Origin of the sequence: Alkalicoccobacillus plakortidis, assembly GCF_023703085.1 — a bacterium.
GTDB classification, from domain to species: Bacteria; Bacillota; Bacilli; order Bacillales; family Bacillaceae_D; genus Alkalicoccobacillus; species Alkalicoccobacillus plakortidis.
Map to the genome: position 1 here is coordinate 2395963 of NZ_JAMQJY010000001.1, position 24130 is coordinate 2420092.

At 38.0% G+C, this 24130-nt stretch carries 23 protein-coding genes and 1 pseudogene; 11 read left to right on the plus strand and 13 right to left on the minus strand.

Annotated elements, in window-relative coordinates:
* Window positions 1-70: 70 nt before the first annotated feature.
* Together NDM98_RS12635 and NDM98_RS12640 are read left to right on the plus strand one after the other, a co-directional pair.
* Complete coding sequence (locus tag NDM98_RS12635; RefSeq protein WP_251608147.1) at window positions 71-439, plus strand: hypothetical protein; 369 nt, start codon at window positions 71-73, stop codon at window positions 437-439.
* Window positions 402-1439 carry an acetamidase/formamidase family protein gene (locus tag NDM98_RS12640; protein WP_251608150.1) on the plus strand — a complete coding sequence of 346 codons (1038 nt, stop codon included), beginning with the start codon at window positions 402-404 and terminating at the stop codon, window positions 1437-1439. The genes NDM98_RS12635 and NDM98_RS12640 overlap by 38 nt, the downstream gene beginning before the upstream one ends.
* Before the next feature lie 153 nt (window positions 1440-1592).
* Here the strand turns inward: NDM98_RS12640 and hmpA are convergent, their stop codons facing one another.
* Window positions 1593-2762 carry an NO-inducible flavohemoprotein gene (gene hmpA, locus NDM98_RS12645; protein WP_251608154.1) on the minus strand — a complete coding sequence of 390 codons (1170 nt, stop codon included), beginning with the start codon at window positions 2760-2762 and terminating at the stop codon, window positions 1593-1595.
* 169 nt (window positions 2763-2931) lie between these two features.
* On the opposite strand from hmpA, the gene NDM98_RS12650 reads away from it, so the two are divergent.
* A complete protein-coding gene (locus tag NDM98_RS12650; RefSeq protein ID WP_373370380.1) occupies window positions 2932-3381 on the plus strand; it encodes an Rrf2 family transcriptional regulator in 450 nt (149 codons plus the stop codon).
* A gap of 357 nt (window positions 3382-3738) precedes the next feature.
* Here NDM98_RS12650 and NDM98_RS12655 read toward each other — a convergent pair whose 3' ends face one another.
* Both NDM98_RS12655 and NDM98_RS12660 read right to left on the minus strand, forming a co-directional pair.
* A complete protein-coding gene (locus tag NDM98_RS12655; protein WP_251608158.1) occupies window positions 3739-4512 on the minus strand; it encodes a hypothetical protein in 774 nt (257 codons plus the stop codon).
* A gap of 134 nt (window positions 4513-4646) precedes the next feature.
* Window positions 4647-5996, minus strand: coding sequence for a GntP family permease (locus NDM98_RS12660; protein WP_251608161.1), 1350 nt, complete (start codon window positions 5994-5996; stop codon window positions 4647-4649).
* A gap of 213 nt (window positions 5997-6209) precedes the next feature.
* Here NDM98_RS12660 and NDM98_RS12665 point away from each other — a divergent pair, with 213 nt between their 5' ends.
* Complete coding sequence (locus tag NDM98_RS12665; protein WP_251608164.1) at window positions 6210-7766, plus strand: alpha/beta hydrolase; 1557 nt, start codon at window positions 6210-6212, stop codon at window positions 7764-7766.
* A gap of 70 nt (window positions 7767-7836) precedes the next feature.
* Here the strand turns inward: NDM98_RS12665 and chrS are convergent, their stop codons facing one another.
* The 4 genes from chrS to NDM98_RS12685 form a co-directional block, all read right to left on the minus strand.
* The gene (chrS, locus tag NDM98_RS12670) at window positions 7837-8313 is read right to left on the minus strand and encodes a chromate efflux transcriptional regulator ChrS (protein WP_251608167.1); all 477 of its coding nucleotides are present in this window, start codon (window positions 8311-8313) and stop codon (window positions 7837-7839) included.
* Between the two features lie 15 nt (window positions 8314-8328).
* Window positions 8329-9282, minus strand: a complete 954-nt coding sequence (locus NDM98_RS12675; protein WP_251608170.1) for an LCP family glycopolymer transferase — start codon at window positions 9280-9282, stop codon at window positions 8329-8331.
* Window positions 9283-9474: 192 nt separating this feature from the next.
* On the minus strand, window positions 9475-10470 hold the full coding sequence (locus tag NDM98_RS12680; RefSeq protein WP_251608173.1) for a DUF4179 domain-containing protein: 996 nt from the start codon (window positions 10468-10470) through the stop codon (window positions 9475-9477).
* Entirely contained in the window at window positions 10463-10981 is a 519-nt protein-coding gene (locus NDM98_RS12685) for an RNA polymerase sigma factor (protein ID WP_251608175.1), read from the minus strand. Before NDM98_RS12685 ends, NDM98_RS12680 begins: the two co-directional genes overlap by 8 nt.
* A 142-nt stretch (window positions 10982-11123) precedes the next feature.
* Here NDM98_RS12685 and NDM98_RS12690 point away from each other — a divergent pair, with 142 nt between their 5' ends.
* Entirely contained in the window at window positions 11124-11570 is a 447-nt protein-coding gene (locus NDM98_RS12690) for a GNAT family N-acetyltransferase (RefSeq protein ID WP_251608177.1), read from the plus strand.
* 569 nt (window positions 11571-12139) lie between these two features.
* On the opposite strand, the gene NDM98_RS12695 is transcribed toward NDM98_RS12690, so the two are convergent.
* Entirely contained in the window at window positions 12140-13177 is a 1038-nt protein-coding gene (locus tag NDM98_RS12695; RefSeq protein ID WP_251608179.1) for an AraC family transcriptional regulator, read from the minus strand.
* A 158-nt stretch (window positions 13178-13335) separates the two neighbouring features.
* Between NDM98_RS12695 and NDM98_RS12700 the strand changes: the two genes are divergently transcribed.
* Both NDM98_RS12700 and NDM98_RS12705 read left to right on the plus strand, forming a co-directional pair.
* A complete protein-coding gene (locus tag NDM98_RS12700; RefSeq protein ID WP_251608181.1) occupies window positions 13336-14082 on the plus strand; it encodes an alpha-L-rhamnosidase N-terminal domain-containing protein in 747 nt (248 codons plus the stop codon).
* Window positions 14033-15823, plus strand: coding sequence for an alpha-L-rhamnosidase (locus NDM98_RS12705; RefSeq protein WP_251608183.1), 1791 nt, complete (start codon window positions 14033-14035; stop codon window positions 15821-15823). Before NDM98_RS12700 ends, NDM98_RS12705 begins: the two co-directional genes overlap by 50 nt.
* Before the next feature lie 196 nt (window positions 15824-16019).
* On the opposite strand, the gene NDM98_RS12710 is transcribed toward NDM98_RS12705, so the two are convergent.
* From NDM98_RS12710 to NDM98_RS12730, 5 genes are read right to left on the minus strand one after another with little or no spacing between them, the layout of a single operon-like run.
* Entirely contained in the window at window positions 16020-16709 is a 690-nt protein-coding gene (locus NDM98_RS12710) for a hypothetical protein (RefSeq protein WP_251608185.1), read from the minus strand.
* Complete coding sequence (locus NDM98_RS12715) at window positions 16702-17592, minus strand: ABC transporter ATP-binding protein (RefSeq protein WP_251608187.1); 891 nt, start codon at window positions 17590-17592, stop codon at window positions 16702-16704. The genes NDM98_RS12710 and NDM98_RS12715 overlap by 8 nt, the downstream gene beginning before the upstream one ends.
* Window positions 17585-18733, minus strand: a complete 1149-nt coding sequence (locus NDM98_RS12720; protein ID WP_251608190.1) for a hypothetical protein — start codon at window positions 18731-18733, stop codon at window positions 17585-17587. Before NDM98_RS12720 ends, NDM98_RS12715 begins: the two co-directional genes overlap by 8 nt.
* A 23-nt stretch (window positions 18734-18756) precedes the next feature.
* Complete coding sequence (locus NDM98_RS12725; RefSeq protein WP_251608192.1) at window positions 18757-19200, minus strand: hypothetical protein; 444 nt, start codon at window positions 19198-19200, stop codon at window positions 18757-18759.
* 1 nt (window position 19201) lies between these two features.
* Window positions 19202-19957 (minus strand): hypothetical protein, encoded by a 756-nt coding sequence (locus NDM98_RS12730; protein WP_251608195.1) that lies wholly within the window; start codon window positions 19955-19957, stop codon window positions 19202-19204.
* Window positions 19958-20337: 380 nt separating this feature from the next.
* Between NDM98_RS12730 and NDM98_RS24080 the strand changes: the two genes are divergently transcribed.
* From NDM98_RS24080 to NDM98_RS12745, 4 genes and pseudogenes are all read left to right on the plus strand, one after another.
* On the plus strand, window positions 20338-20736 hold the full coding sequence (locus NDM98_RS24080) for a hypothetical protein (protein ID WP_307728803.1): 399 nt from the start codon (window positions 20338-20340) through the stop codon (window positions 20734-20736).
* Between the two features lie 29 nt (window positions 20737-20765).
* Window positions 20766-21857: pseudogene (locus tag NDM98_RS12735) on the plus strand (spore germination protein); the annotation flags it as partial.
* Window positions 21858-21868: 11 nt separating this feature from the next.
* A complete protein-coding gene (locus NDM98_RS12740; protein WP_251608198.1) occupies window positions 21869-22975 on the plus strand; it encodes a GerAB/ArcD/ProY family transporter in 1107 nt (368 codons plus the stop codon).
* On the plus strand, window positions 22972-24054 hold the full coding sequence (locus NDM98_RS12745; protein ID WP_251608201.1) for a Ger(x)C family spore germination protein: 1083 nt from the start codon (window positions 22972-22974) through the stop codon (window positions 24052-24054). Before NDM98_RS12740 ends, NDM98_RS12745 begins: the two co-directional genes overlap by 4 nt.
* Window positions 24055-24130 lie beyond the last annotated feature (76 nt).

The window sequence follows — 24130 nt, forward strand, 5'->3', positions numbered from 1 at the left end:
TGTTTCCCAATAACAGCATGTACCCTAAATGGTACGGTTATCAGATCTTAAAAATCGAGAGGGGAACATCATGAATACAAAGAATACGATTTTTAACTTAGTATGTATAAGTACACTGGCACTAACCATCTACCATCCATCAACGGCAGCAGCAGAATCCATTCCATTTCCCTTAAACAAAGAAAACTCGTATAAGTTAGATGGAGACCATTTTCTTCCTTCTTCACTTGATACCATTACGTGGGGGCATTTACCAAACCGAAACTCAGAACCAGTCATGGAGATCACATCAGGAGAAACTCTCACAGTTGATACGGTATCGCACGAAGGTATTTTAGACGATCAAGGTAGAAATCCCATCGAGTATTTCGGTGAACATGGAGTAAGTGAGGACGAGATTCTTGAAGAAGCAAAAACCATTGCTTGGTTCAGATATTGATCACGACTTTGATAACCATGGACCACATGTTGTTACCGGCCCGGTTGCAATTGAAGGGGCTGAACCAGGGGATGTATTAAAAGTCGAGATTCTTTCCCTAACACCACGCGTACCATATGGAGTTATCTCGAACCGTCATTATAAGGGGGCACTTCCTGAAGAATTCCCTGAAAATGATGGACCACAAGAAGGCGCAAGTGCTGACAATCCTGAACTATATAATAATGTTTCACTATTTACACCAATTGAATACATAGATGAGCAATGGTATGGTCAAATTCTAGGTGAGGACGTTCAATTCCCAATTGATCCCTTTATGGGCATGATGGGAGTAGCAACAGACACAGAAGATGAAGTTCACTCTGTCCCTCCGACTCATACTGGCGGGAACATTGATATCAATGATCTGACAGAAGGTTCTACTCTCTATCTACCCATCGAAGTGACGGGTGGTCTTTTTTACACAGGTGATCCTCATTTTGCCCAAGGTGATGGCGAGGTTGCCTTAACAGCCTTAGAAGCATCTCTTCGTACTACCTTCCGTCTTACAGTCTTAAAAAATGGTGACGAATCCATCCCTGGCAACGCCTCAGAATTCACACATCCGTTCGGAGAAACAGATGACTTCTGGATTCCAATAGGACTAGACGAAGATTTGAACGAAGCCATGAAAGACGCTACAAGAAGGTCGATTAATTTTCTTGAAGATGAATTAGGAATGGATCGGGCAAAAGCCTATGCTTATCTAAGTGCAGCAACTGACTACGAGGTCTCTCAAGTTGTTGACCAGACAAAAGGTATACATGGAATGATTAGAAAAGCTGATTTTTCAAATAAACTTGCAAGCATTGATTCCAATCAATCTGAGAATCAAGAGGGTGGATCTCTCCCGAATACCGCAACCAACACAACGATCTGGCTTCTTCTGGGATCAGGACTTTTATTGGCGGGGATTGCCTTTTATTTTTTTACAATCAGACGGAAAACTTCGATAAAATGATCACCGTTATACATGGCAAAAAAGCCCGTTCGATTTGAACGGGCTTTTCTGTGTGAGGATTAGGGTACGTGCAAGCGCATCGCTCCTCTATTCCCGCGCATTCTCAAATTTCCCGCTAATAGCGGCCACTGTGTGATTGTAAGGATGAAAGGTTTACACAGGTATTAACGGTGTAAAGACCTCAAAGTGAATACATTCTCTTGGTACTCCAGCTTGGTGCAAGTATTCTTCCATTTCATTCACAAATGAAACCGGACCACAAATGTAGAACTGTTGAGGCTTGTCATGTACGATTCTTTTTATACAATGTGAGGTTAATACTGCTTCTTCCCCACGCTCCGTATAGCGAAAATCATATTGAAATGAAGAATGATCGAGACATAGCTGCTCCACTTCTTCTCGAAAAACATGAGTGCTCTCATTTCTAGTGGCATGGGTAAATTGAACAGCACGTTCTGGCTGAGCTTGTAATGCACCCTTTGCCATGCTCATTAATGGAGTTACGCCAATACCTGCGCTAAGCAATACGAGTTCATTATTAGAGTTTAGATCGATAGTAAATTCGCCTGCTGGTGCAGTTAGCTCTACAAACGCACCTTCTTCCACTTGATGATGCATATATTCGGACACAGTTCCTTCTCGTTTAATTGATAAGCGAAAATAATCCTTACCAGGCATGTCAGATAAGCTGTATTGACGTAGGTGAGTATACTCATCTTTTTTATTGTAGCCTTTCACTGTCACATACTGCCCTGGCAGAAAATTAGGGAGCTTTTGACCATCCTCAGGTACTAAGTAAAAAGACGTCACTAGGTCACTTTCCTTTTGTTTCTTCTTCACGACAAAACGTCTGTAACCATCCCAACCTCCTTTTTCAGATTGAGCCTCCAGATACATTTCTTTCTCGACTAAAATAAAGATATCCGCAATGATCCCATAAGCAGCTTCCCATGCTTGTAGCAATTCATCAGTCGCTGCATCACCAAGTGTTTCCTTAATAGCATGTATTAGATAATGACCAACAATTGGGTAGTGCTCTGGCTTCACCTGTAGACTGCGGTGTTTTTGTGCAATCTGCCTCACAATAGGAAGCAGAGACTCTAAGTTTTCAATATTAGCAGCTGCAGCATAGAGAGTATTGGCCAATGCCTGCTGCTGTTTCGACTGCTTCTGATTAGATTGATTAAACATGTTTAATAGCTCCGGATGCGCTTTAAATAGATTTGAATAAAAACATTTCGTAATCGATGTTCCATGTTCAGCAAGAACGGGTACACTCGCTTTTATTAATTCAACTTGATTGGTCGTCAAAGAGTTTGTCATAACTCCGTTCACCTCATCTTTTAAAGTTATATTTAAAATACAACTTAATTGTACTAGGAAATGAATGGTAAACAAGCGAATCGAGCAACTCTTCACAAATTCGAGATATCTTTGAGAAAAAAGAGTGAAAATCTATGTGTTATACTACTAACATCATATAAAGAAAGGTGTGATTTTTATTCAATTAACCAATTACACCGACTACTCATTACGGACCCTTCTGTATGTTGGGAGTCTTTCACCAGACGAACGTGCCCAAGTAAAAGACATTGCTGGTGCTTATCAAATTTCACTTAACCATCTCCAAAAAATTGCTTACGACTTAGGTAAACAAGGACTATTAAAAACAACCAGAGGCAAAAACGGCGGTGTTGCACTAGCCGTTCAACCAGAAAGTATTAATATAGGTGCCCTCGTCCGTTCATTAGAGGACTTCGGGATCGTTGAATGTTTTACTAATAAGGACAATTGCTTGATTAGTTGCTCCTGCAAACTAAAATCCGTCCTTCATCAAGCCAAATCTGCTTTTATCTCCGTATTAGACCAATACACATTAGCCGATTTGCTTGAGAACAAGAATGAATTGTATGAGTTATTTAAAGAAGGCCAAACGAAATAAGCTCGTTTTTGATAAACGAGCCTATTTTGATAGGATATGAGCACATGCGGTACGTTTGCGCATGTTTTTATTTTGTTTCGCGCACCAGACCTTCATTCCCGTGCACTTCTTCTAGTTTCCGCGCACCAGACCTTCATTCCCGCGCACTTCTTCCAGTTTCCGCGCATCAAACCTTCATTCCCGCGCACTTATTCTAGTTTCCGCGCATCAGACCTTCATTCCCGCGCACTTCCTCTAGTTTCCGCGCACCAGACCTTCATTCCCGCGCACTTATTCTAGTTTCCGCGCATCAGACCTTCATTCCCGCGCACTTCCTCTAGTTTCCGCGCACCTTACCTCCATTCCCGCGCATTCATTTCATTCATAATAACCTGGTGTCTCGTCGTGGCCCCCGACTGAACTCATACCATTTCTTCTAATTTCATAGGTCCAGTACCAAGAGCCTTTTTCTTCACCCTTTTCCCACGTTTCACGGAAAGTGACATGGTAAACTTCTTGCTCTTTTTCTTCTACAGACACTTCCTGTTTGACATCATACCCTTTTATCTTTCCTGTCCATACCCCTTCTTCCTCAGGGAAATGGTCATAGTATACACCACGAGACTCATGAGCTTCGAGGATGGCTTCTTCTTTTGTAAAAGGCGGTCTTTCTGGTGAAACGAAAGCAAAGATGGTTGTCATAATGACAACTATGACAATTGGAATCACAAGAGTAATTGTTTTACGTGGTAGTTTTAATTTACTACGTTGTCTTAGCCAGAGATCAGTCATACCAAATACTAAAGCAGTTCCACCACCCATTAAAGCTCCTGCTCCATATGTAAAAAGACCAAATGGTAGTCCCAACATCGCATGTAGGCATAAATAGATTAGCCAATGTAGCTTCATTAACTTTGTACTAATAAGCTCTAATACAATTGAAACGAAGCCTCCATAAATAAAAATAACCACACCACTATAGGCAAAATAAATGACGAACCACCCTAAAAAAGTTGAATGCAAATCGTATGGAAATCTTTCACTCTCTATAGTTGTATACCACTGTGCAAGATAAATAGATAACAGACTTGTTGAAAAAAAGGCCGCTAGCAGCTTCCGAACGAACCAAGCCTTTTTGCATCTTTCCCTCACCTCACTCCATTACCATTTTCTTCATATTAACACATGTGATTTATTGAGCAAATTTTTATTATAAATTTCCCTACGAAAAAAGAAATAGACACTCTACATGCCCATCTCTCTCATTTTAATATCGGCGAGAACAACTACACTAACACTAGCCATAATCCCATAGCTACCAAAATCGTCACCACACCCTGTAGCAATGTAGCCATCGTTTGCGCCTTATAGGCATCGGTTACTTTCATGCCAGTGAACTGAGTGACTACCCAGAAGTAGCTATCATTTACATGACTAACGGTCATCGCTCCTGCGCCAATTGCCATGACGACTAAGGCCAGAGGAACCGCTCCTTCAATACCCATTACAGGTAAAAGTGGTGCAACGAGAGATGATGTAATCACAAGAGCTGTTGTTGAGGAGCCTTGGGCTGTCTTCAGTGCTGCTGCGATTAGGAATGGAACAAGTAAGAAAAAGGCACCTGTAAAAATTCCTGCTAGATCTAAGCCTTGGATAAGCTCTTCTACTCCTGAATTACGAATAACTGTTCCAAATGCGCCACCTGCACCTGTTATTAATAGAATCGGCGCAGCATCTACTAGACCTTTCCCCATCCAACCAGTAAGGGTTTCTTCATCGTATTTTGGCAGTAAAGGCAAAGCCGCAATCACGCCACAGAGTAGAGCGATCATTGGGTTTCCAAGAAAGATGAGAAAGGAAACAAAACCACTTTCTGAGCCAACTACTGAGAGGGTTGAACCAATACCTATTAATACAATTGGAAGAATAATAGGTAGGAACGCTGAAAAAGTAGAAGGCATTTTTCCAAAGGAAGCTACCACTTGATCGTAATCAAGATGCTCCTCACCCTCTTCTTCTGGCACTTCAATTTTTGTCGCAACTTTCACAGCCCAAAGATAGCCTACTAGAGTTGCGGGAATCGCCACGATTAATCCGATCAATATAACCGTTCCTAGATAGTTATCAGCACCTATATTTCCAGCTGCTGCAATTGGGCCCGGCGTTGGGGGAACCAATGTGTGTGTGGCATACAAACCTGTCGCAAGAGCAACAGACATGGACGCTACAGCTACCTTTGCCCGTTTGGCTAATGCTTTTCGAAGACTAGATAAAATGATAAATCCTGAATCACAGAACACAGGAATTGAGACGATAAAGCCAATTAAGCTCATGGCGAGTTGAGGCCTTTTGGGTCCCATAATCCTGAGAACGACCTCTGCCATCCTGTAAGCAGCACCAGCTTTTTCTAAGATCACTCCAATAATTGTCCCAAAAACAATGACAAGCCCGATACTCGTCATCAACCCACCAAATCCATCATTAATGCTTTGAATGAGGTCAGTCAGTGGCATACCTGAAGTAAAACCTACAAACAGTGTTCCCAAAAGCAAAGAAAGGAATGGATGAACTTTAAACTTAGTGGTTGCGATTACAATTAGTAAGACACTAGCAGCAATTAAAACGAGTAGTAACATGACAAGCCCCCTAGTGTATAGATTCCAAAAGTAATTATAGCGCTTACATTGTAAATTACAAAAGGAAAGAGGAAATAAGAACAACAATATCATAGGTTGACAATGAAATTATCAGAAAATAAACAGGATCTTCTAGCATTAATACTATTTTATCAGTATGATATTCATATAAACTAGACCTATTTGATCAGTAGAACTTAAGGAGGGAACGCCATGGATCAAAAAATAGAAAACGATTTGATTCACTATGAGCATTCTTTTTCAAGTGATGACACGTCCGAGACGATTGTTTTAATTCATTGCAACGCCGCTGATATGACTGTATTTGACTGGGTTGTTCCTTATCTACGGCAGTCCTTTCATGTGGTACGCTATGATTTGCGTGGATTTGGTCAAAGCGCAAGAGGCACTCATCCTTTATCCCTCGACACATTTGCAAAAGACTTACATTCGTTACTTAAAGAAATCGGTTTAGAAAAGGCTCACATAGCTGGTCTTCAACTTGGTGCATTGATTGCTATTCGATTTGCACATATGTATAAGGATATGGTTAACTCTCTAGTTTTGATGTCAATTCCTTGTTTCCCCCCTGAGTTACTAGAGAAAATTACTACACATCGAATGGCTATAAGGCCTGAGGGAACTGAGATCCCAACGGATTATATTTTAAGGCAGGCAAGCACATTGCCAGCAGGACATCCAGCAATTGAACAAGCGGCCAAAAGCGCTTTAGCTTGTGATGTGAATGTTTGTAAGGAGATTACCCAACTGACCATGATGTCTAATCCACTTGATGAGTTGGCAAACATTTCACAGCCTACTCTCATCATCTCTGGGGCAGAAGATGTATTTTTTCCTTATCACTATCTTCATGCTGTTGTTAGGGGATTTTCTCACTGTCAATCTATCGTTATGCCAAATGCATCGAGTCTAATTGTATTAGATGATCCCAAAATGCTCTCCTCTATTCTTATTTCCTATTTTCAACTAGAATCCTACTCAACAGAACAGACAGATCCATTTTTAACTAGTATGAAGGAAGCCATTCGTTCTTCAGTAACGTCCTTACAGCTACCAGCAGCTAGAGTAAATGCGATCTTGCATATTGAAACAGCCGGTGAATTTACTGTTTTTATAAATGATCAACCTATTCCAGATGGTTGGAACAAACGCTACGCAAAATCTTTGTTGCTTTTCTTTGTCATTCATCCATCAGCTAGTAGAGAGCAAATATGTGACACCTTCTGGCCAGATCTTCCTTTAGCTACAGCTAAAAAGAATCTTCGTGTCTACTTATTACATTTACGTACTTTACTTAATCAAGAACATGAAGAACCTCTACTTGATGTAGGGCGTGAACGTATCTACCTTAAAGGCACCATTAGATGTGATTTGCTTGACCTATTACGTGTAACCAAAGAAGCTTTGCTTGAGCCTAAAACAGATACACGCTTGACGTTAATAGAAAAAATAGAGACTTCTCTTCAAGGCATCCAGTCTCCCGTTTTGTATGAAGAGTGGTACATGACAATTTGGAATGACCTACAGAATCACTGGGTTTCTCTCTTTAGCTGGAGCGCAAAGGAACTTGCTCAACTAGGACATTATGAACTGGCATTACGTCAGCTCCAAACCGCTTTAACAAGTATAAAGGACGAGTATCTCATCGAGACTGCATTAGAAATTGCTTATAAAAGTCAATCCCAACTACTTATCGATCAATGGACAAGAACTCATGACGGATTCTTAAGCAATGAATCGTTAAACTAAAAAAGGTAGTTGCCCACATGTGGACAACTACCTTTTTTCACTCTTACCATCTTATCCACATGTGTATAACCTAAAGCTTCATACCCATGCGACTTTTGTATCGTTTTAAAAGCATCTGACAATCGACACTGACAACACCTTTTAAAGGATATAGTGTCTTAATGAGGAACTGCTCCATCTCCTGTTGATCTGAGAAAATGCCGTGCATATGGAGCTTACTTGGCCCGGACATAAGATATAGGCTGGATACCGCATTTTCATTTTCTAGCTTTTCAGCAACTTCGTCCAAAAATTGTGGTTCCACTTCTACGTTAAAAAAAGCGGAGACCTGAATACCCATTTTTGCAGGGTTCACAACGACTGTGAATTTCTCAATCACTTCATCTTCAACTAAATTCTGAATTCTTATTTGTACAGCAACTCTTGATAAACCAACCCGTTTTCCGATGTCTGTGTACGAAACACGTGAGTTCTCATGTAGCATCGAAATAATCAACTTATCAATTTCATCTAATGAAGAGTTCGGCATTTGATACATATCACTCATGACAATCCCCCGTAACTATTGAAGGTCTAAATGTTCTTTTAACATGGCTCTTATAGTTTGCAAAGAGTCTTCATCCACTCTCACATAACTGATACCATCACTACCACGGAAAGGTTCGCCACTCAATTGAACTGTCTCCACCTTCTCAAGTGATGTTGCATAGCCGTGTAATGATAGAATGTTAGCAAATGAAAGATCTGTTCGTAAGTTACCACCAAGACTCTCAAATAGTTTATCATAATTTTGAATACTGCTTATAGACGCCGCATCATTAATAATTGACTCTATAACCTGTTGCTGCCTCTGACCTCTACCGAAATCTCCACCCGCTTTTGGGTTTTTTCGTTCTCTCGAATAAGCAAGAGCTTCCTCACCATTCAAATGAGATGGTCCCTCTGTAAAATGAAGTGTTTTTCCTTTTTCAGTGAAATCAAACGTAAAGGCAACGTCTACATCAATTCCCCCTAAAGAATCGACAATATCCTTTAGTCCATCAAATTTAGCAATCGCATAGTGATCAATTGGAATTTGTAGAAGGTTCTCCACAGTATCCACTGCCATATCCACACCACCAAACGCGTTGGCATGGGTTATCTTATCTGATTTTCCCTTTCCTACAATTTCAACATAGGAGTCTCTCGGAATACTAGTTAAAATAATCGACTTCTTTTCTCTATTAAAGGTCGCAACTAACATTGCATCTGAACGTGCATGTTCCTCACCTGGTCTTGCATCATCACCCATAATTAACACGGAAAAATTATCTTTACCTACATTAACGGGCTCCGTACGAAGCTCAGACTTTTCACCACGATCTAGCTCACTATAAGACTCAGTAGCTACTTGATTAGCTTTTACATATAAGTATCCAGCTCCTGAACAAATCAACAAAACAGTGAACAGCAAGACAAGACCCGTTATTCTGACCCATCTTCGTTTCTTCCGTTGTACTCTTGTTTTACGTTCCAATTTTAACCCTTCTTTCTATACTAACCACTCGTATTCTAATGTTTAATTCTAATAGTAATAGGAATTATATAATGATAATATAATTGAATACAAAATGGAAGATAGAATTACAAATGGAAATAAAAATCGCTTTATTTCATACTAAAAGAAACCCCCTTCCTTTTAGAAGAGGGTTGTAATACCAGGTCCTGTTTATTCAATTTTCTTCAACTCTACCTCACCAATACCTTCAATCTCGAAAGTAAATGAATTCAAGTTGTCATAAGATGAGATTTGGAAGGTGGTCGAAATGGTTGTGGTTTGATATTGATCACCAAAGTACCACCTGAACAAATCAATTCCATATTGATCACCCGCTGAATCCACAATAACCATCTCCGAAAAGACATGCTCTTGTTCACGATAATCCCCTTCAACTTCAAACTCAAGATATAAAGAGGTTGGATTAGCTGTCGCTTCTTTTATTTTAATTGGTGCTGTTTCATCCACAGCTACATACTGAGCCGGTTCACTATTTCTTCTTTGTTCCATATCATTCATTGAAATAATCCACTCGCCATCGATACTTTCAAAATCTCCATTACTCCATAGATGAATCGATTCTACTTCTAAAGTTGCATTTTTTATGTCAGGTATCGTTTCTTCACCAATATTGTCATACAATGCTTCAATCTGAACAAGTCCATCACTATTATGTAATACGGCTTCTTCGGCACCACCACTAAAATATGAGGTCCCATTCCCCTTACGTGTTTTTGTATCAGGTATGCTTTCTTTTAAGTACGTTCCATCTCCGTTTTTCAGTCGATAATCAAACTCTACTCGCTCAATATCTTTTAACTGCTTTACATCCTCAAACTCCATCTTAATATTCATCCCTAACTTCCGATCGTCATAAAAATGGTCCTCGAGGGTTATTTCAATTCCTTGATCACTTGCTTTGCTACCATCCGTTTGCACATAACCCTCTGAGATGGCCTTATTTACACCTCGATCACCTTGAAACAACTGTGAAAACGAAGCCTGCACATCTTCATTCATTAATATGAATCCAGCCAACACAGCTGCTGCAGCCGAAATAATTGTGCGTCGAACGTATCTTCTCTTTTTACGTTGAGATGATTTTAATTTAATTTCTTTATAGGTATCATCTAATGTAGAACGAACCTTCTCTGGAAGATTAGCCAATGGTTTTCACTCCTTCAAATGTATAGTAGGTATCTCGGAGAATTGCTTTTCCGCGAGAAAGTCTAGATTTAATCGTACCTTCTGGCTCATTAATCATCGTACTGATTTCTTTTGTCGTATAGCCAACGACATAATAAAGAGTAAAAACCAATCGATATTGATCCGATAAGCTATTAAGCGCATCTGCCAATTCTATATCTTTAAACGAATCTGCTGCTTCTAATAGCTGATTTGGGAGATCAAGCACTTGTGTTTTTTGTTTCTTTTTCACTAGACTTGTACATTTATTAAGCAATATTTTGCAAAGCCACGTATGAAAATACTCATTCTTTTTTAGTGTGTGTAGCCGTTCAAATGCCGTTAAAATCGTATCCTGCAAGAGATCTGCTGTGTCTTGCTCATCTTTAACAAATCGAATCGCTGTACGATATAGAACTTCCTCATACTGCTGTATAAGCTGTACAAAGGCATCTCCATCGCCTTTTTTAGCTTTTTTCACCAACCGTTCCATCGCCGTCCTCCATTCCTGTTTTTCTTTTACATTTATTAGACAAACTTGTGGTTCATTTAGTTGCACTTTTTTTGAATTTTTTTATTGTAAACACTTTAGTCATTACTTACAATTATTATACAGAATGTTGAGGAGGGTCATCATGAATATCTATAAAGCTACCATTCATGATCTTGCGCATGTAGCTAGATTATTTAATGCCTATCGCGAGTTTTATCATCAGAAGACTGATTTAATCGGAGCCACTACTTATATTACCGAGCGACTTAATCAAAACGATTCTGTTATTTTTGTAGCCGTTCATGAAGGAGAGCACGTAGGGTTTGTGCAGCTGTATCCAACCTTTTCATCTATTGCAATGCAAAAAGCATTTATTTTAAATGATTTATTTGTCGCAGAAACAGCTCGTAAAAACGGTATTGGTGATTTGTTGCTACATAAAGTAAAAGAATATGCCTTAGCAGAAGATGTGCTGCGGCTTAGTCTAAGCACCGCCATACATAACAAAGCCGCCCAACGATTATATGAAAAACACGGATATGAGCGCGACACTGATTTTTATCATTATCAACTGACGCTTGAGGATTAATGAGCCAAATTAAATAACCTGGCTCCATATAAATATGGAGCCAGGTTGCATAGGTGTTTTTAAGTTTCAAGTATGATTTAGATTAGTCGTTTTTTTCATGTCCTTATATTTCTTATAGGTTTCAAAAACTGTATAGATAACTAGTATGAAGAACACCGGGCTTACGAGACCCGATTGAGATTTAATTCCCTGAAGAGAACATATCAATACAAATAAAAGGAACAAAGAAAACGCAATAATATTTATCCAGAAATATTCTTTATCTAATTTTATCTTTATCGTGTAGATGAGAATTGTCTCAAGTAAGGCAAATATAATGAGAGATACAGCAATATAAAAAGTAGTCAGTGAATCAAATATCATTAAGTTTGGAAAGAAATCTTTAATGGCTAATAATAAGAATAAAGAGTATATGATAATGTGTACTGCCATTATGACTTTTTTCACAGGAACCTCCAATTAAAGAAGATATATACGTAGTTTTAGCTTATCATAAGATACGATATGAACGAAATCTTAATTAAATTGTAGGCAGAAACATTATACAAGTCCGTTGCGCTAAATCCATTTTAACTACTGTCCCTTCCTTCACCTCCAAGATCATCTCTCCAAAACTCATCAGCATCACCATGATTATTTTTTCTGATTTCACTAGGTTTACATCCATATTCATTTTTAAAAGCCGCGTAGAAAAACGTTTTATTTGTATAACCAACTTCATCCAAAATACTATCCAAACTTAATTCCGTTTTAATCAATAATTCATAGGCCAATCTGATACGCTGTTTTTTTAATAACTCGCTGAACGTGTACGACGTTTTCCTTTTGATTAATGTACTTAAATAAGATGAGTTGTAGCCTAGTTTCTTTGCAATATCAGCTAAATTGCAGCCTCTTGTATCCTTTATCATGTATGAGAGAACTTCCATGACGAGATGGGACTGAGTATTAATTGAATTTTGATGCCATTCATAGTCGTACACTCGCAACAATTCAGTAAACAGAATCGTCATATAATGATCAATAATGATTTCTGCGTATTCGTCTTTATCATAATACTCTCCAAGTACAGAAAGCATAATTTGCTTTAAATTTGGATTCTTAGCTGAATGAAATACAATATAGGAATCTCTATTTGTATGTTGATAGATAATATTTGATAAAAATTGAGTGATCACACTTTTCTTTTTTAATTTATCAATAAAGGAATAGGAAAAATAGTTTTCCCTTAATAAAATATTGATAATAATATCATTCTCGTTTGTTTCAAGTACTTTGTGAGGAACTCTTTTATCTAATAAACAAAACTCCCCTTCTAATAAAGCAACGTCCTCTCCCTTAATGATCTGCTTACATTCTCCTTTGTAGACATAGATCAATTCAATATATGAGTGAACATGCATTGGCACTTCGGAATAACGAGTATGCGGAAGAATGGAAAGCTTTTCTTTTTGTATAAATAGTGACTCATCAAATAAAAACACTTTTTTATCATCCGTCGTAACCTTTAATTCTTTTATGTCTGCAGAAGCGGCACGATTCCGTAATTGTTTCTCTTCATCATTCAGTGGAAATAGCATCTTTTCGATTTCGTTTTTTGTTAGCATATGATCACCTCCGTTTAGGAATACATTTGGAATTAAGACCTAATAATCTGTTACTTTTTAATAATCTAACGACATTGTGAAAGCGCTTTAATTAATGTACATTTAGTACGATAAATTCAATGTTTAGAATTTCAAATATGTATAGGCTGGTGATATGGATGGGATTTATTAAACAAGTATTATGCGAATATTTAGATAAACCAATTGGCATTGATCATGATGCACCACGTATTAGTTATACTATCGAGGAAACGGGCCGGTCCATTTTCCAAGAATATTATCAGATACAAACCAGTACTGACGATACATTCTCAGAAATTCTCTCAGACAGTGGTCGGGTGCATTCTTCCAACACAACTCACATAGAGATCCCGAAATTAAAATTAGAATCTTTCACTCGATATTACTATAGAATCAAAGCTTGGACTACTAAAAGTGAAACAGCTTGGACAACAGCACACTGGTTTGAGACCGGTTTCTTATCAACAACCTGGCAGGGAAAATGGATAACGGTTAATATCGATGAACAAGTTCCACAATTTAGAAAAGAATTTGAATCTCGCTCTGATATAAAAAAAGCGAGACTTTATATAACGGCTAGAGGGCTCTATGAAGCCACAATCAATGGTTCTAGGGTAGGAGATTTCTACTTGACTCCTGGTTGGACAAATTACAATGATCGTATCCAATATCAAACATATGACGTAACTGACATGATTAAAAATGAGGGTAACGTTCTTTCTGTTATGCTTGGAAAAGGTTGGTACAGTGGGAATATCGGCTTTAATGGCGGTGAAGACGATTACTACGGAAAAGAACAATCCTTCCTTGCAGAACTTCATATTGTTGATGCTCATGGAGAAAAGACCATTATTACATCTGATTCTAGCTTGGGGTTGGCTTGAAAGCCCCATACTACACTCTGAAATTTATCACGGTGAAGAATACGATGCTCGCTTAGGGCACGACGGGTGGCACGAACATGGGTTTAATCAGGCCCTACATCCTGCTATAGAAGTAGATGCACCTCTTGCCAAAATCGTTGCTCAAGAAAATGAACCAGTAAAAAGACAAGAACTGATCACGCCAATTGAGATCATTCAGACACCAAGAGGGGAAACCGTTCTTGATTTTGGTCAGAATATGGTCGGTTTTGTGCAATTCAAAGTACGAGGGAAAAAGAGTAGTGTGGTTACACTTAAGCATTTTGAGGTCTTAGATTCAGAGGGAAATGTCTACCTAGATAATCTCAGACGAGCAAAGCAAACCGTCACATATACGTTAAACGGTGACCCCGAAGAGACATTTGAACCCAGGTTTACCTTTCAAGGATTCCGTTATGTCCAGTTAGATGGCTTTAATGATGACATACTTGCAGAAGATTTTGTGGGAGTTGTTCTTCATTCAGATATGAGAAAAACCGGTCACTTCTCATGTTCAGATGAGCGAATTAATCAGCTTCATCACAATATTGTATGGGGCCAAAAAGGGAACTTTGTTGATGTACCAACTGATTGTCCTCAAAGAGATGAACGCTTAGGTTGGACTGGTGATGTGCAAATGTTTATTAGCACCTCTTCCTACCTCTATAATGTCGGCTCCTTCTTCACAAAATGGCTCCGAGATTTAAAGAGTGAACAAGGAGTAGACGGCAGTGTTCCATTTGTTATTCCTAATGTACTCGATTCTGAGTCACATTCTTCCGCCGCCTGGGGTGATGCGGCCGTTATTAGCCCATGGGTCTTATACCTAAATTATGGAGATGAACGAATTTTAAGAGATCAGTTTTCGAGTATGAAAGCGTGGGTGGAGTATATTTATAACCAAGGGGAAGATCCTTATTTATGGAATACAGGATTTCACTTTGGTGACTGGGTTGCCCTTGATGCTCAGCCTGGTAGCTATATCGGCGCGACGGATCGCGATTTGATTGCGACAGCTTTTTATGCGTATTCTACTAGTCTGTTAAGTAAGGCTGCCTATGTATTAGGTTATGAAGCTGAGGGCTTACGTTATGAACTATTATATAATGATGTGAAGCAAGCGTTTAATAAAGAATTTGTCACTGAGAATGGTCGTTTATCGGTTTCTACACAAACCTCGCACCTATTAGCACTTCAATTTGATCTAGTTGAAGGCACTGCTAAAAAGCGCACAGAGCAACGGCTTGAGCAATTACTTAAGGATAGTGACTACCATTTGAAAACTGGATTTGTTGGTACTCCGTATCTAAATCTGGTCTTAACAAAAGCTGGAATGGATCAGATCGCTTCGAAACTTCTATTTCAAAATGATTATCCATCCTGGTTGTATCAAGTTGAGAATGGTGCTACAACGATTTGGGAACATTGGGATGGCATAAGGGAAGATGGTAGCTTCTGGAGCGCCGATATGAATTCATTTAATCATTATGCATATGGATCTATAGGAGATTGGCTCTATAGAAAAGTAGCTGGCATTGATTGTGATGAAAGCAAACCAGGCTTTAAGAACATTCATTTTGAACCACATTTTATTAACAAATTGGATTGGGCAGCATCTTCATTATATAGTATGCAAGGCAAAATCACTTCTCGTTGGAAAAAACGTCCGATTCAACCGTTAAGTGGGATATTGAGATTCCAGCAAACACAAGTGGAACATTAAATTTCCCTGTAAATCCATCATTTATTAAGGAGTCCTCTACACCATTAGAAAAAATAGAAGGTGTTCATTTAGTCCGTAAAACCGAAAATGGAACAGTTGCCCATGCGGATTCTGGAAACTATTCGTTTACAATCACTTTAGAGGCATAGTGAGCTTTCATAAAATGCAGAGTCAAATTGGCTCTGCATTTTATGACCTACTTCACTCCTTCAAGCATAATCCCCGACATCCCCGTCACCCGCAGGATATCCCCTTCTTCAAGTGATAGCGTAATGGTGGCGCCTTCCACTTCGTCGCCGATGACTTCATATACTCTTGGTTCTGCTTCTTCTGAGAATAATTCGATAGTTGCGATGCCTGGCATTGTAGGAATGATTTGATAGGTGCCTGGTTCGATATCGAGTCCTACTTCCCAGATGCCCGAAGAAATGGTTGCTGTAAATTCTTTAGGAAATGGTGTAAGCAATAGAATGTCAAATCCATCAAATGATATCGTGTCAGTCTCATCAATTGTTACTGTTATTTCGTAAGGGGCAAAAGGCGGCCCATATAAAATGTCATGAAAAAGTAGTTCCCCTGCTTCATTATGGACGGATACATTTCCAGCAGATCCTCCACCGTCTACAATCGTATATCGGCCGGTCGGAACTTGGAATTCGTGGAACCTTTCATTGTTCTCCATCTCAGCCACGATTTGCTCGCCGTTTGTTAATACTCGCTCTGACTCTTCTTTTTGAGGGACACTCATTCGCTCTAAAATCTCTGCTTTTTCTTCGTGAAGTAATTCGCCATCTTGCTCATAAGCCATCGCTTCATCCGTTTTTTGCTCACAGCCAACCAGGAATAAAAAACAGATGATGCAGAAGATCGCTTTTGGCTTATCCATAAAACTTCTCATAATATTCTAATGTCCCTAGTGGCCCGATGCTTAAATCTTTGCCTTTATAGTTTAATAAAAGCTCGATCCACTCCGTTTGTTGCTTGGCATTCATCTGCTCCAAAGGCACACATAATAAATGGTTGGCTAGATATAAATGGTTTTCAGGTAATGGATGCGATGCGCTTAATTGGCTGTATTGCTTTTGGTCCATCTCAACTTTTAAGTAATCGATTTGCTTCTCGTCGTATGTTTGTTCATGTATAAAATGACCATCTCTTAAATACAGCACTCGATCGGCGTACAAGTCTAAGTTTTTAAGTAAATGAGACGCAACAAATACAAGCTTGTTCTGTCTTTTAAAATCCAAAAGCTGCTTGGAGATGATTGAGACATTTTCGATATCTAAGCCATTCATTACTTCATCTAATAGCATGATAGACGTATCTGCGGCAGCCATCATCGCAAAACATAAGCGTTGACGCATACCTAAAGAATACGTATGTACTTTTTTCTTTACGTAATGATCCATCTTTAAAGCTGCCGTAATTGCTGGCAAATGTTCTCTAGAACCCTTCCACATATCCGCATATAATCTCAGATGGTCTACTCCGCTCAATCCTTCAAATAGTTCACTTTGATCGGGAAAGGTTGCCAATTTCCGATAAATGGCTAGTTCTTGCTTCTCCTTTTGATACGTGTACTGATTGTCAACTGTAACCGAACCGCTAGTTGGTTTGATTGCATTTGAAATGACGTTAAATAATGTTGTTTTTCCGGTTCCATTTGGTGCAACAAGACCAATAATTTCACCTTGTTCGGCTGTTAAAGAAAGATCTATTAATACTTGTTTTTCTTTATACGCAACTGATAGATTTTTTAGCTCAAGCAACTTTCTCACTCCTTTGCTTTTTTATATACGTCCTTTTTTGAATCAGATAGATGAAGAGCCATTGTACAGCCATAAAGATGATTAAAATTATGATAGTAAACGGAAAGTCGATGTAACTGTTGCCTACTTCCGTAGCTACATCACCTGATAAGACACCGGGAATATTAAATAACGTAAAGAGTTGAAGTGCCGGGTGAGTCCATCCCAGAATCATAAATAAATCAGATGTGAAATATAAGCCGATCGCTATAAAAACGGTCGCATACGCATTAGGAACTAGCTTATTTAGTAAAATGGTTAGAAGCAGAACAACACCTGCCACAACAATCAACCCTGCTAATAAGTAAATAAGATACGTACTAGTCGAGATGGCTTCGTAACTTCCATTCAAGTAGATGATTTTAGGATAAATAAAATTGCCTATGCCCGCTAACAAATAACTAACAAAAAATGCTACTCCCACCCCAAGTAATAATAGGGCTAGCAAACTTATAAAATAAACAAACAGCTTACTATGTACTTTTTGAATGGCAGAGATCGGAAAACCCGCGAGAACTGTCTGATGAGATTTTTCATAGACAATGATAGAGCTTGCTAGCACGACAACAAAGGTAAAGAAAATCAGTCCACTTAGCGCGGTAAGAACCTCTACTAGATAGCGACTCGAGCCTAAGCCCTCTTCCATTAAAGGTAGTTGATGCTCTTCAATATAAGATAAAAATGCCTCTTCTTTTTCAATGTCCTCTAATGGCACGATCAATGTTTCAAAAATTCCAACGTTATCCAGCTCATAGTTTCGAAATCTTAACTCATTAACTAAGCGTCCCTGTTCAACGTACTCCTCTAATTCGTTTTCTCGTAGATGCCATCTTTGCATATTCACAGCTGATAACTCTGCTAGCAAATTTTGATAGACTTCTTCTCCTTCCGCCTGATTTGTTAGTTCTTCGGGAAAGAAATCAATGCTTCGTTCAGCGATACCCGACTCTATCTGCTTTTCCAATAATAAGTTCTCCATATTGTCTTGATTATAAGAAAAATAAAACAAGCCAAAGAACAACAAAACGAGCAATGCAAGAAACCAGTTACGTTTATTTAGAAGAAACAACTTCCATTCGAATTTTGCAAATCGCCAAAACATAAGTACCTCCTTTCTCTCCTAGATCAGCTATAAAACCGTTGCTTTGATATGAGCTTACTGATGACTAATAGCAGAGCCTCAACAACAACCACTAACCCTAAAAGGGCAACCATGCCAGTAGTAAATGAAATTGAGTCAGTTAGAAATAAATAATTCATCTCACCCGCAGCCACTTTTCCAAAATCAAAATAGATTTGTGGCAGATAGCCTACGTCTATGCCTAATACAGTATCAGATGTGCGATCTCTGAATAATCGTTCAAAGAGTAAGAGACATGTTGTAACACCCAACACAAGCCACTCTTTTTTGAACAATAAACTAAATACCATATTTATTCTTATAAAGACGAACAATAAAATCGCCAATAAAGCGATCGCTTGAAGCAAGAATGTACTCATAGACTTATACTCATATTGTTCCATCGTCACATCGTTAAATGATTCGAGATAAGGGATTTGCAGAGACAAATCACCGAACCCATTTAAAAGTGTAAGTAAAGCAAGTCCAAAAGCTGACAGACCAACTATTACAGCGAGTGTGTAAAGAAATGCCACTCCACTTTTTATATTCATGGTTGAGTACCAAGCCAATCGGTAAGCCTTGTTTGATTGTAGGATGACGCCGATCGCGTAATAGAATATCACTGCTAAAATAAATGGCTAGGAATAGAATCAGTGGCCCACCCACTAACAACAGATGTTCAAATACTTGGATCGCTGACTTTTGTTCAATCATGGAAAAAGTCAAAGGCAAATCATTATGTAAAAGCGCTTGGTATCGGTGGTATGTATAATACTCAAAATGCATCATATCCATTCTCGGATATGTAGAACCCTCAAACATACTTGGATCAGATGTCACCGTATAAAAAAATAAATCATATTCCATTTTTAATCGCAGATAACGATTCGGATCTCCGTTCTCATAAGCATGAATAAGCTTAGATGAAAGCTGATTATAATATTGGAGTTCAGCATAAAAAGATTTTTTTGTAAACGAATTGAACCCCGTATATCCTTCTCGTAATCTGTAATCCAGCAAAACTTCATTTAGTTGAATGTCTGCTTTTAGTTGTTCATGATCAAGTACATGCACGGTTTGTTTATCTGGCAACATAATCAAACAGTATCCCAATAGAGCGATAAAGAGAAACACAATAAAAAATACGTTCTTTTTGCTCCTTATCATTAAGCCCAATTCATGATGAAACAATGATCGATACATAAAAAACCTCTCTTATCTAGATGACATCCTACAAATAAAACATTTTTATCCATTTTAATTGTACCAAAATACCGTGGGTAAGTATATGAATTTTCGCTTAGTTTAGAAGATTCGCTAATTTCTTATTTGAGATTGGATGATAGTATTGCTCAACACCTAATAAATATGGAAAATATTCATACCATCTTAGAACTTGAAGAGTATGAAATTATTTTACAAGTCAGAAGAGATATAAGCAGGATGATCTGAGGCCCGGTTCTCTGGTTTCATTTTATTTAAATATATAGGTAACATGTATAAAACTCTACTACATCACACATGGTATGTATTAGAGATAGACTAAAATAAAGGTTGTGTTTACATTTCGAGGTGTGTTTTAAATGTTTAGAAAACTAAAACAACAACGTCTTCAGCAGAAAATCGAACAGACATCAAGGGAACCCATTTATTCTTTTGAAGATCTATTAAAAACCTGCGAACTTTCTTCTGATTTTGAAGCTTTTAAGCATCAAAAAGACAGTTCTTTTACTATTTATTATTATGCGTCCATCATTAAACCAGAAATTCTTCATGATGAGGTACTACCTGCTTTAGAGAACAACCCCCATACGTCATTAACAGAATTAAAACAACTAATTCCCATAGAGAATACACTCCTAACAAATTCTATAGAAAAACTAATGGATGGCTTAATGCGTGGGGGTATCTTAATCAAAACGAACCATACATCTGATCTTTTTCTTTTTATACAGCAGAACATGTTGAGAATCGGTCCGTAGCTTTACCAGAAGTAGAGTTCAGTGTTGTTGGTCCTAAAGAAGCTTTTGTTGAATCCCTTCAAATGAATATAAATTTAGTTCGGAAGAGAATTCCAATTCCAGAATTAGTCATTAAAGAACTACTTATTGGTGATTTGAGTAAATCAAGAACAGCCATAATCTATATTCATGGCATTGCAAACAATGAGATCGTACAAACCGTTACTCAGCGCATTAACGACATTCAATTCGATGAAATTGTCGATAGCTCTTTTGTTGCTCAGCTAATCGCAGATGATGCTAATTCTGTATTTCCACAATTAATTGATACCGAGAGACCTGATCGGGTAGCCTCTCTTTTGGCAGAAGGGAAAGTAGCTATTATTCTTGATGGCTCACCTCATGCCCTAACTGGACCTACTTCCTTTGTTGAATTTTTCTCTGCTTTTGAGGATTATTTTTTACCTTGGCCAATCGCTTCTGCTTTTAGACTTATACGTCTATTTGCTATTTTATTTTCTATTCTTTCAACTGCCTTATATGTAGCTGTCTTAACATATCATTATGAAATGATTCCTACAACGTTGCTTAATACTTTAGTTTCTTCTCGAAGTGGGATACCTTTCCCTCCAGTATTTGAAGCAATCATTCTTGAACTTGTAATTGAGCTACTGAGAGAAGCGGGGGCCAGGTTACCAACTAAAATTGGTCAAACAATTGGTATTGTTGGGGGAATCGTAATTGGTACTGCAGCGGTAGATGCCGGGCTGACGAGTAATATCCTTCTTATTATTGTAGCATTGACTGCCTTAGCTTCATTCACTACACCTATTTATCAAATGGGGAATACAATTCGTCTCATTCGATTTCCATTTATTATCGCCGCTCAATGGCTTGGTTTTTTAGGTATTGCTTCTTGTTTTGCTCTTTTTATAAGTCATCTCCTAGCCCTAACATCACTTGGCCATCCTTATTTAGCGCCTGTGTATCCACTTAGAGTACTAGACCTAAAAGACTCCTTTTTTCGACTGCCATTTCATATGCAGAAAAAAAGACCTAAGAGTCTTCGTACTCAAAAACGATCACGTTTTAATAAATCTAATGAAGGAAATCATTTGAAAAAACTAGATATCGAGGAGTAAGGAGCTACATTATGCATCATTTAGATACACCAAATGAGACTAGAATGCTTTCGCCTTTCTTTAGTTTTTTTATTATTATGTCTGTACAAATCAATGTAGGAATTCTTGGATTTGAACGAATTATAACCAAATACTCGGGACATGACGCCTGGATTTCAGTTGTTATCACGGGGTTATTTGTACATTTATTCATTTGGTTAACGTATCAAATTCTAAATAAAAATCAGGGTGATCTTGTTTCTATTCACATCAAAACCTTTGGTGTTTTTATAGGTACAATAATGAATATTTACTTTCTTTGTTACTTCTTTCTACTTAGCTATACAGTGATTCGAACGTATGTTGAGATCATTCAGGTTTGGATGTTCCCTGACGTAAAAGCGTGGGTACTCTCTCTCTTATTGGTAATCTTAAGTTATTCATATGTAACAAGAGGACTGCGTGTTATTACTGGTTTTGCAATCGTAAGTCTTCTAATTACTCTCCCACTTTTATTTGCCAATTATTTTACGTTTCCACACACTCATCCATCTAACCTTTTACCAATAGCTACACACTCTGTTACTGATTTATTTAAGGGTGTAAGGGCAATGACTTTAAACATTCTTGGTTTCTGCGTTCTTTTTATGGTATATCCCTTTCTAAAGAATGCACCAACATCTCAAAAATGGTCTCATCTAGCCATTGTATTTAACATGTCTCTATATCTATTTGCAATCATTCTGACGACCGTTTACTTTAGTGAAAATCAGCTTGAACAAACCATTTGGGCAACAATTACTCTTTGGAAAGTTGTGGACCTCAGTGTAGTAGAACGTTTTGAATATATTGGTGTTTCACTCTGGCTTTTTGTTGTTCTCCCTTCTTTCTGTCTGCTTTTATGGGCGGCAAGTAGACTAACAAAAAGGATGCTTCATTGGAAGCAGCGTACCGGATTGAGACTTATTTCTATCCTTCTGTTTTTCTGTTCATTTTTTTTATTAGGACGTAGTGGAGTAGAATCACTAAACGATTTCACTTCAAACGTTGGATTCTATACCATTTATTTTTATATTCCCTTTCTATTTTTCTCCCAAAAAGTAAGCTCACGTATACAAAATTGGAGGAATGCTAAGTGAAAAAAGGAATGTTTGTCTGTTTTTGGTGTATCTTTTTGATCAGTTGCTCCCCAACTCCAAAAGTAATTGAAGAATTACAATTGATCCAAGCGCTAGGTTATGATTATGTGAGCGAAAGTGAGTTCAGAACTGTAGCTGGTTCACAAATCATTTTACCCGGGGAAGAAGAGCTACCCCAAACAGCTGTGTTTTCTGCGGTAGGAAATACTTCAAGAATCACACGTAAAAAAATGCAAACAGAGTCCTCTAAGCTTTTAGTTTTGGGTCGAGTTAACCTCATTTTGTTTCAGGATGATTTAGCGAAAGAAGGTGTCTTTTATTATTTAGATATTCTACAACGGGATCCCTTAGTTGGTCGTAATGTAAGGCCTGCCGTAGTAGAAGGAAAGGTGTTTGATCTATTATCACAAAACTATAAACTCGACATTACCGTTTATCAATACTTAAACGATCTGATTGAACAAAATGAAAAAGAAATCATTCCTCAAATCACATTGCACACTGTCTTATATGAATATTATAAAGACGGCGTTGATGTAACCTTACCAATGATAAAACAAAATGATAATCGTGCCCAAATAACTGGACTAGCTTTGTTTAAAGATGATCACTATATTCAAAAGCTTAACGTCAGAGAAGCATCATATCTTAAACTTCTTAAAGAGTCTTTTGAGGGAGGCTTTTACCAAATAGATATAGATGAGCATGACTATGTTAGCCTGGAAAATGTAAATGCCGCCCCTGTATACACGGTTAAACAAGACGAATCAGGTCTACATGTCTCAATAGACATTAAAATAACAGGAATTGTAAACGAACAAGGCGACGTTAATGGACCTAATCATTACAATAAAAATGATATCAAGCATTTAGGATCTACACAATTCGAGAAACACATGAACCAATTAATTAAAAAATTCCAGGAATGGAATGTCGACCCTATCGGATTAGGTGCTGTAGCAAGAAGTTCTGTTAGAGACTTTAATATAGACGACTGGCATAAGAACTACCCTACGTTAGATATCAAGGTTAATGTAGATCTTAGTTTTGTAAGTAGCGGAATTACGGAAGAAAACTAATGTTTTTCCACCAAAATAAATGGGAATATTCTAGTATCTTTTATTTTAAGTTTATCGTTAGAAAGGATGACTAGAA

Coding starts and splice junctions, on each gene's coding strand:
- NDM98_RS12635 (WP_251608147.1), top strand. CDS start 71: ATGAATACAAAGAATACGATTTTTAACTTAGTATGTATAAGTACACTG.
- hmpA (WP_251608154.1), bottom strand. CDS start 2,762: ATGACAAACTCTTTGACGACCAATCAAGTTGAATTAATAAAAGCGAGT.
- NDM98_RS12660 (WP_251608161.1), bottom strand. CDS start 5,996: ATGTTACTACTCGTTTTAATTGCTGCTAGTGTCTTACTAATTGTAATC.
- NDM98_RS12665 (WP_251608164.1), top strand. CDS start 6,210: ATGGATCAAAAAATAGAAAACGATTTGATTCACTATGAGCATTCTTTT.
- chrS (WP_251608167.1), bottom strand. CDS start 8,313: ATGAGTGATATGTATCAAATGCCGAACTCTTCATTAGATGAAATTGAT.
- NDM98_RS12685 (WP_251608175.1), bottom strand. CDS start 10,981: ATGGAACGGTTGGTGAAAAAAGCTAAAAAAGGCGATGGAGATGCCTTT.
- NDM98_RS12690 (WP_251608177.1), top strand. CDS start 11,124: ATGAATATCTATAAAGCTACCATTCATGATCTTGCGCATGTAGCTAGA.
- NDM98_RS12695 (WP_251608179.1), bottom strand. CDS start 13,177: ATGCTAACAAAAAACGAAATCGAAAAGATGCTATTTCCACTGAATGAT.
- NDM98_RS12700 (WP_251608181.1), top strand. CDS start 13,336: ATGGGATTTATTAAACAAGTATTATGCGAATATTTAGATAAACCAATT.
- NDM98_RS12705 (WP_251608183.1), top strand. CDS start 14,033: ATGGAGAAAAGACCATTATTACATCTGATTCTAGCTTGGGGTTGGCTT.
- NDM98_RS12710 (WP_251608185.1), bottom strand. CDS start 16,709: ATGGATAAGCCAAAAGCGATCTTCTGCATCATCTGTTTTTTATTCCTG.
- NDM98_RS12720 (WP_251608190.1), bottom strand. CDS start 18,733: ATGTTTTGGCGATTTGCAAAATTCGAATGGAAGTTGTTTCTTCTAAAT.
- NDM98_RS12730 (WP_251608195.1), bottom strand. CDS start 19,957: ATGTATCGATCATTGTTTCATCATGAATTGGGCTTAATGATAAGGAGC.
- NDM98_RS24080 (WP_307728803.1), top strand. CDS start 20,338: ATGTTTAGAAAACTAAAACAACAACGTCTTCAGCAGAAAATCGAACAG.
- NDM98_RS12740 (WP_251608198.1), top strand. CDS start 21,869: ATGCATCATTTAGATACACCAAATGAGACTAGAATGCTTTCGCCTTTC.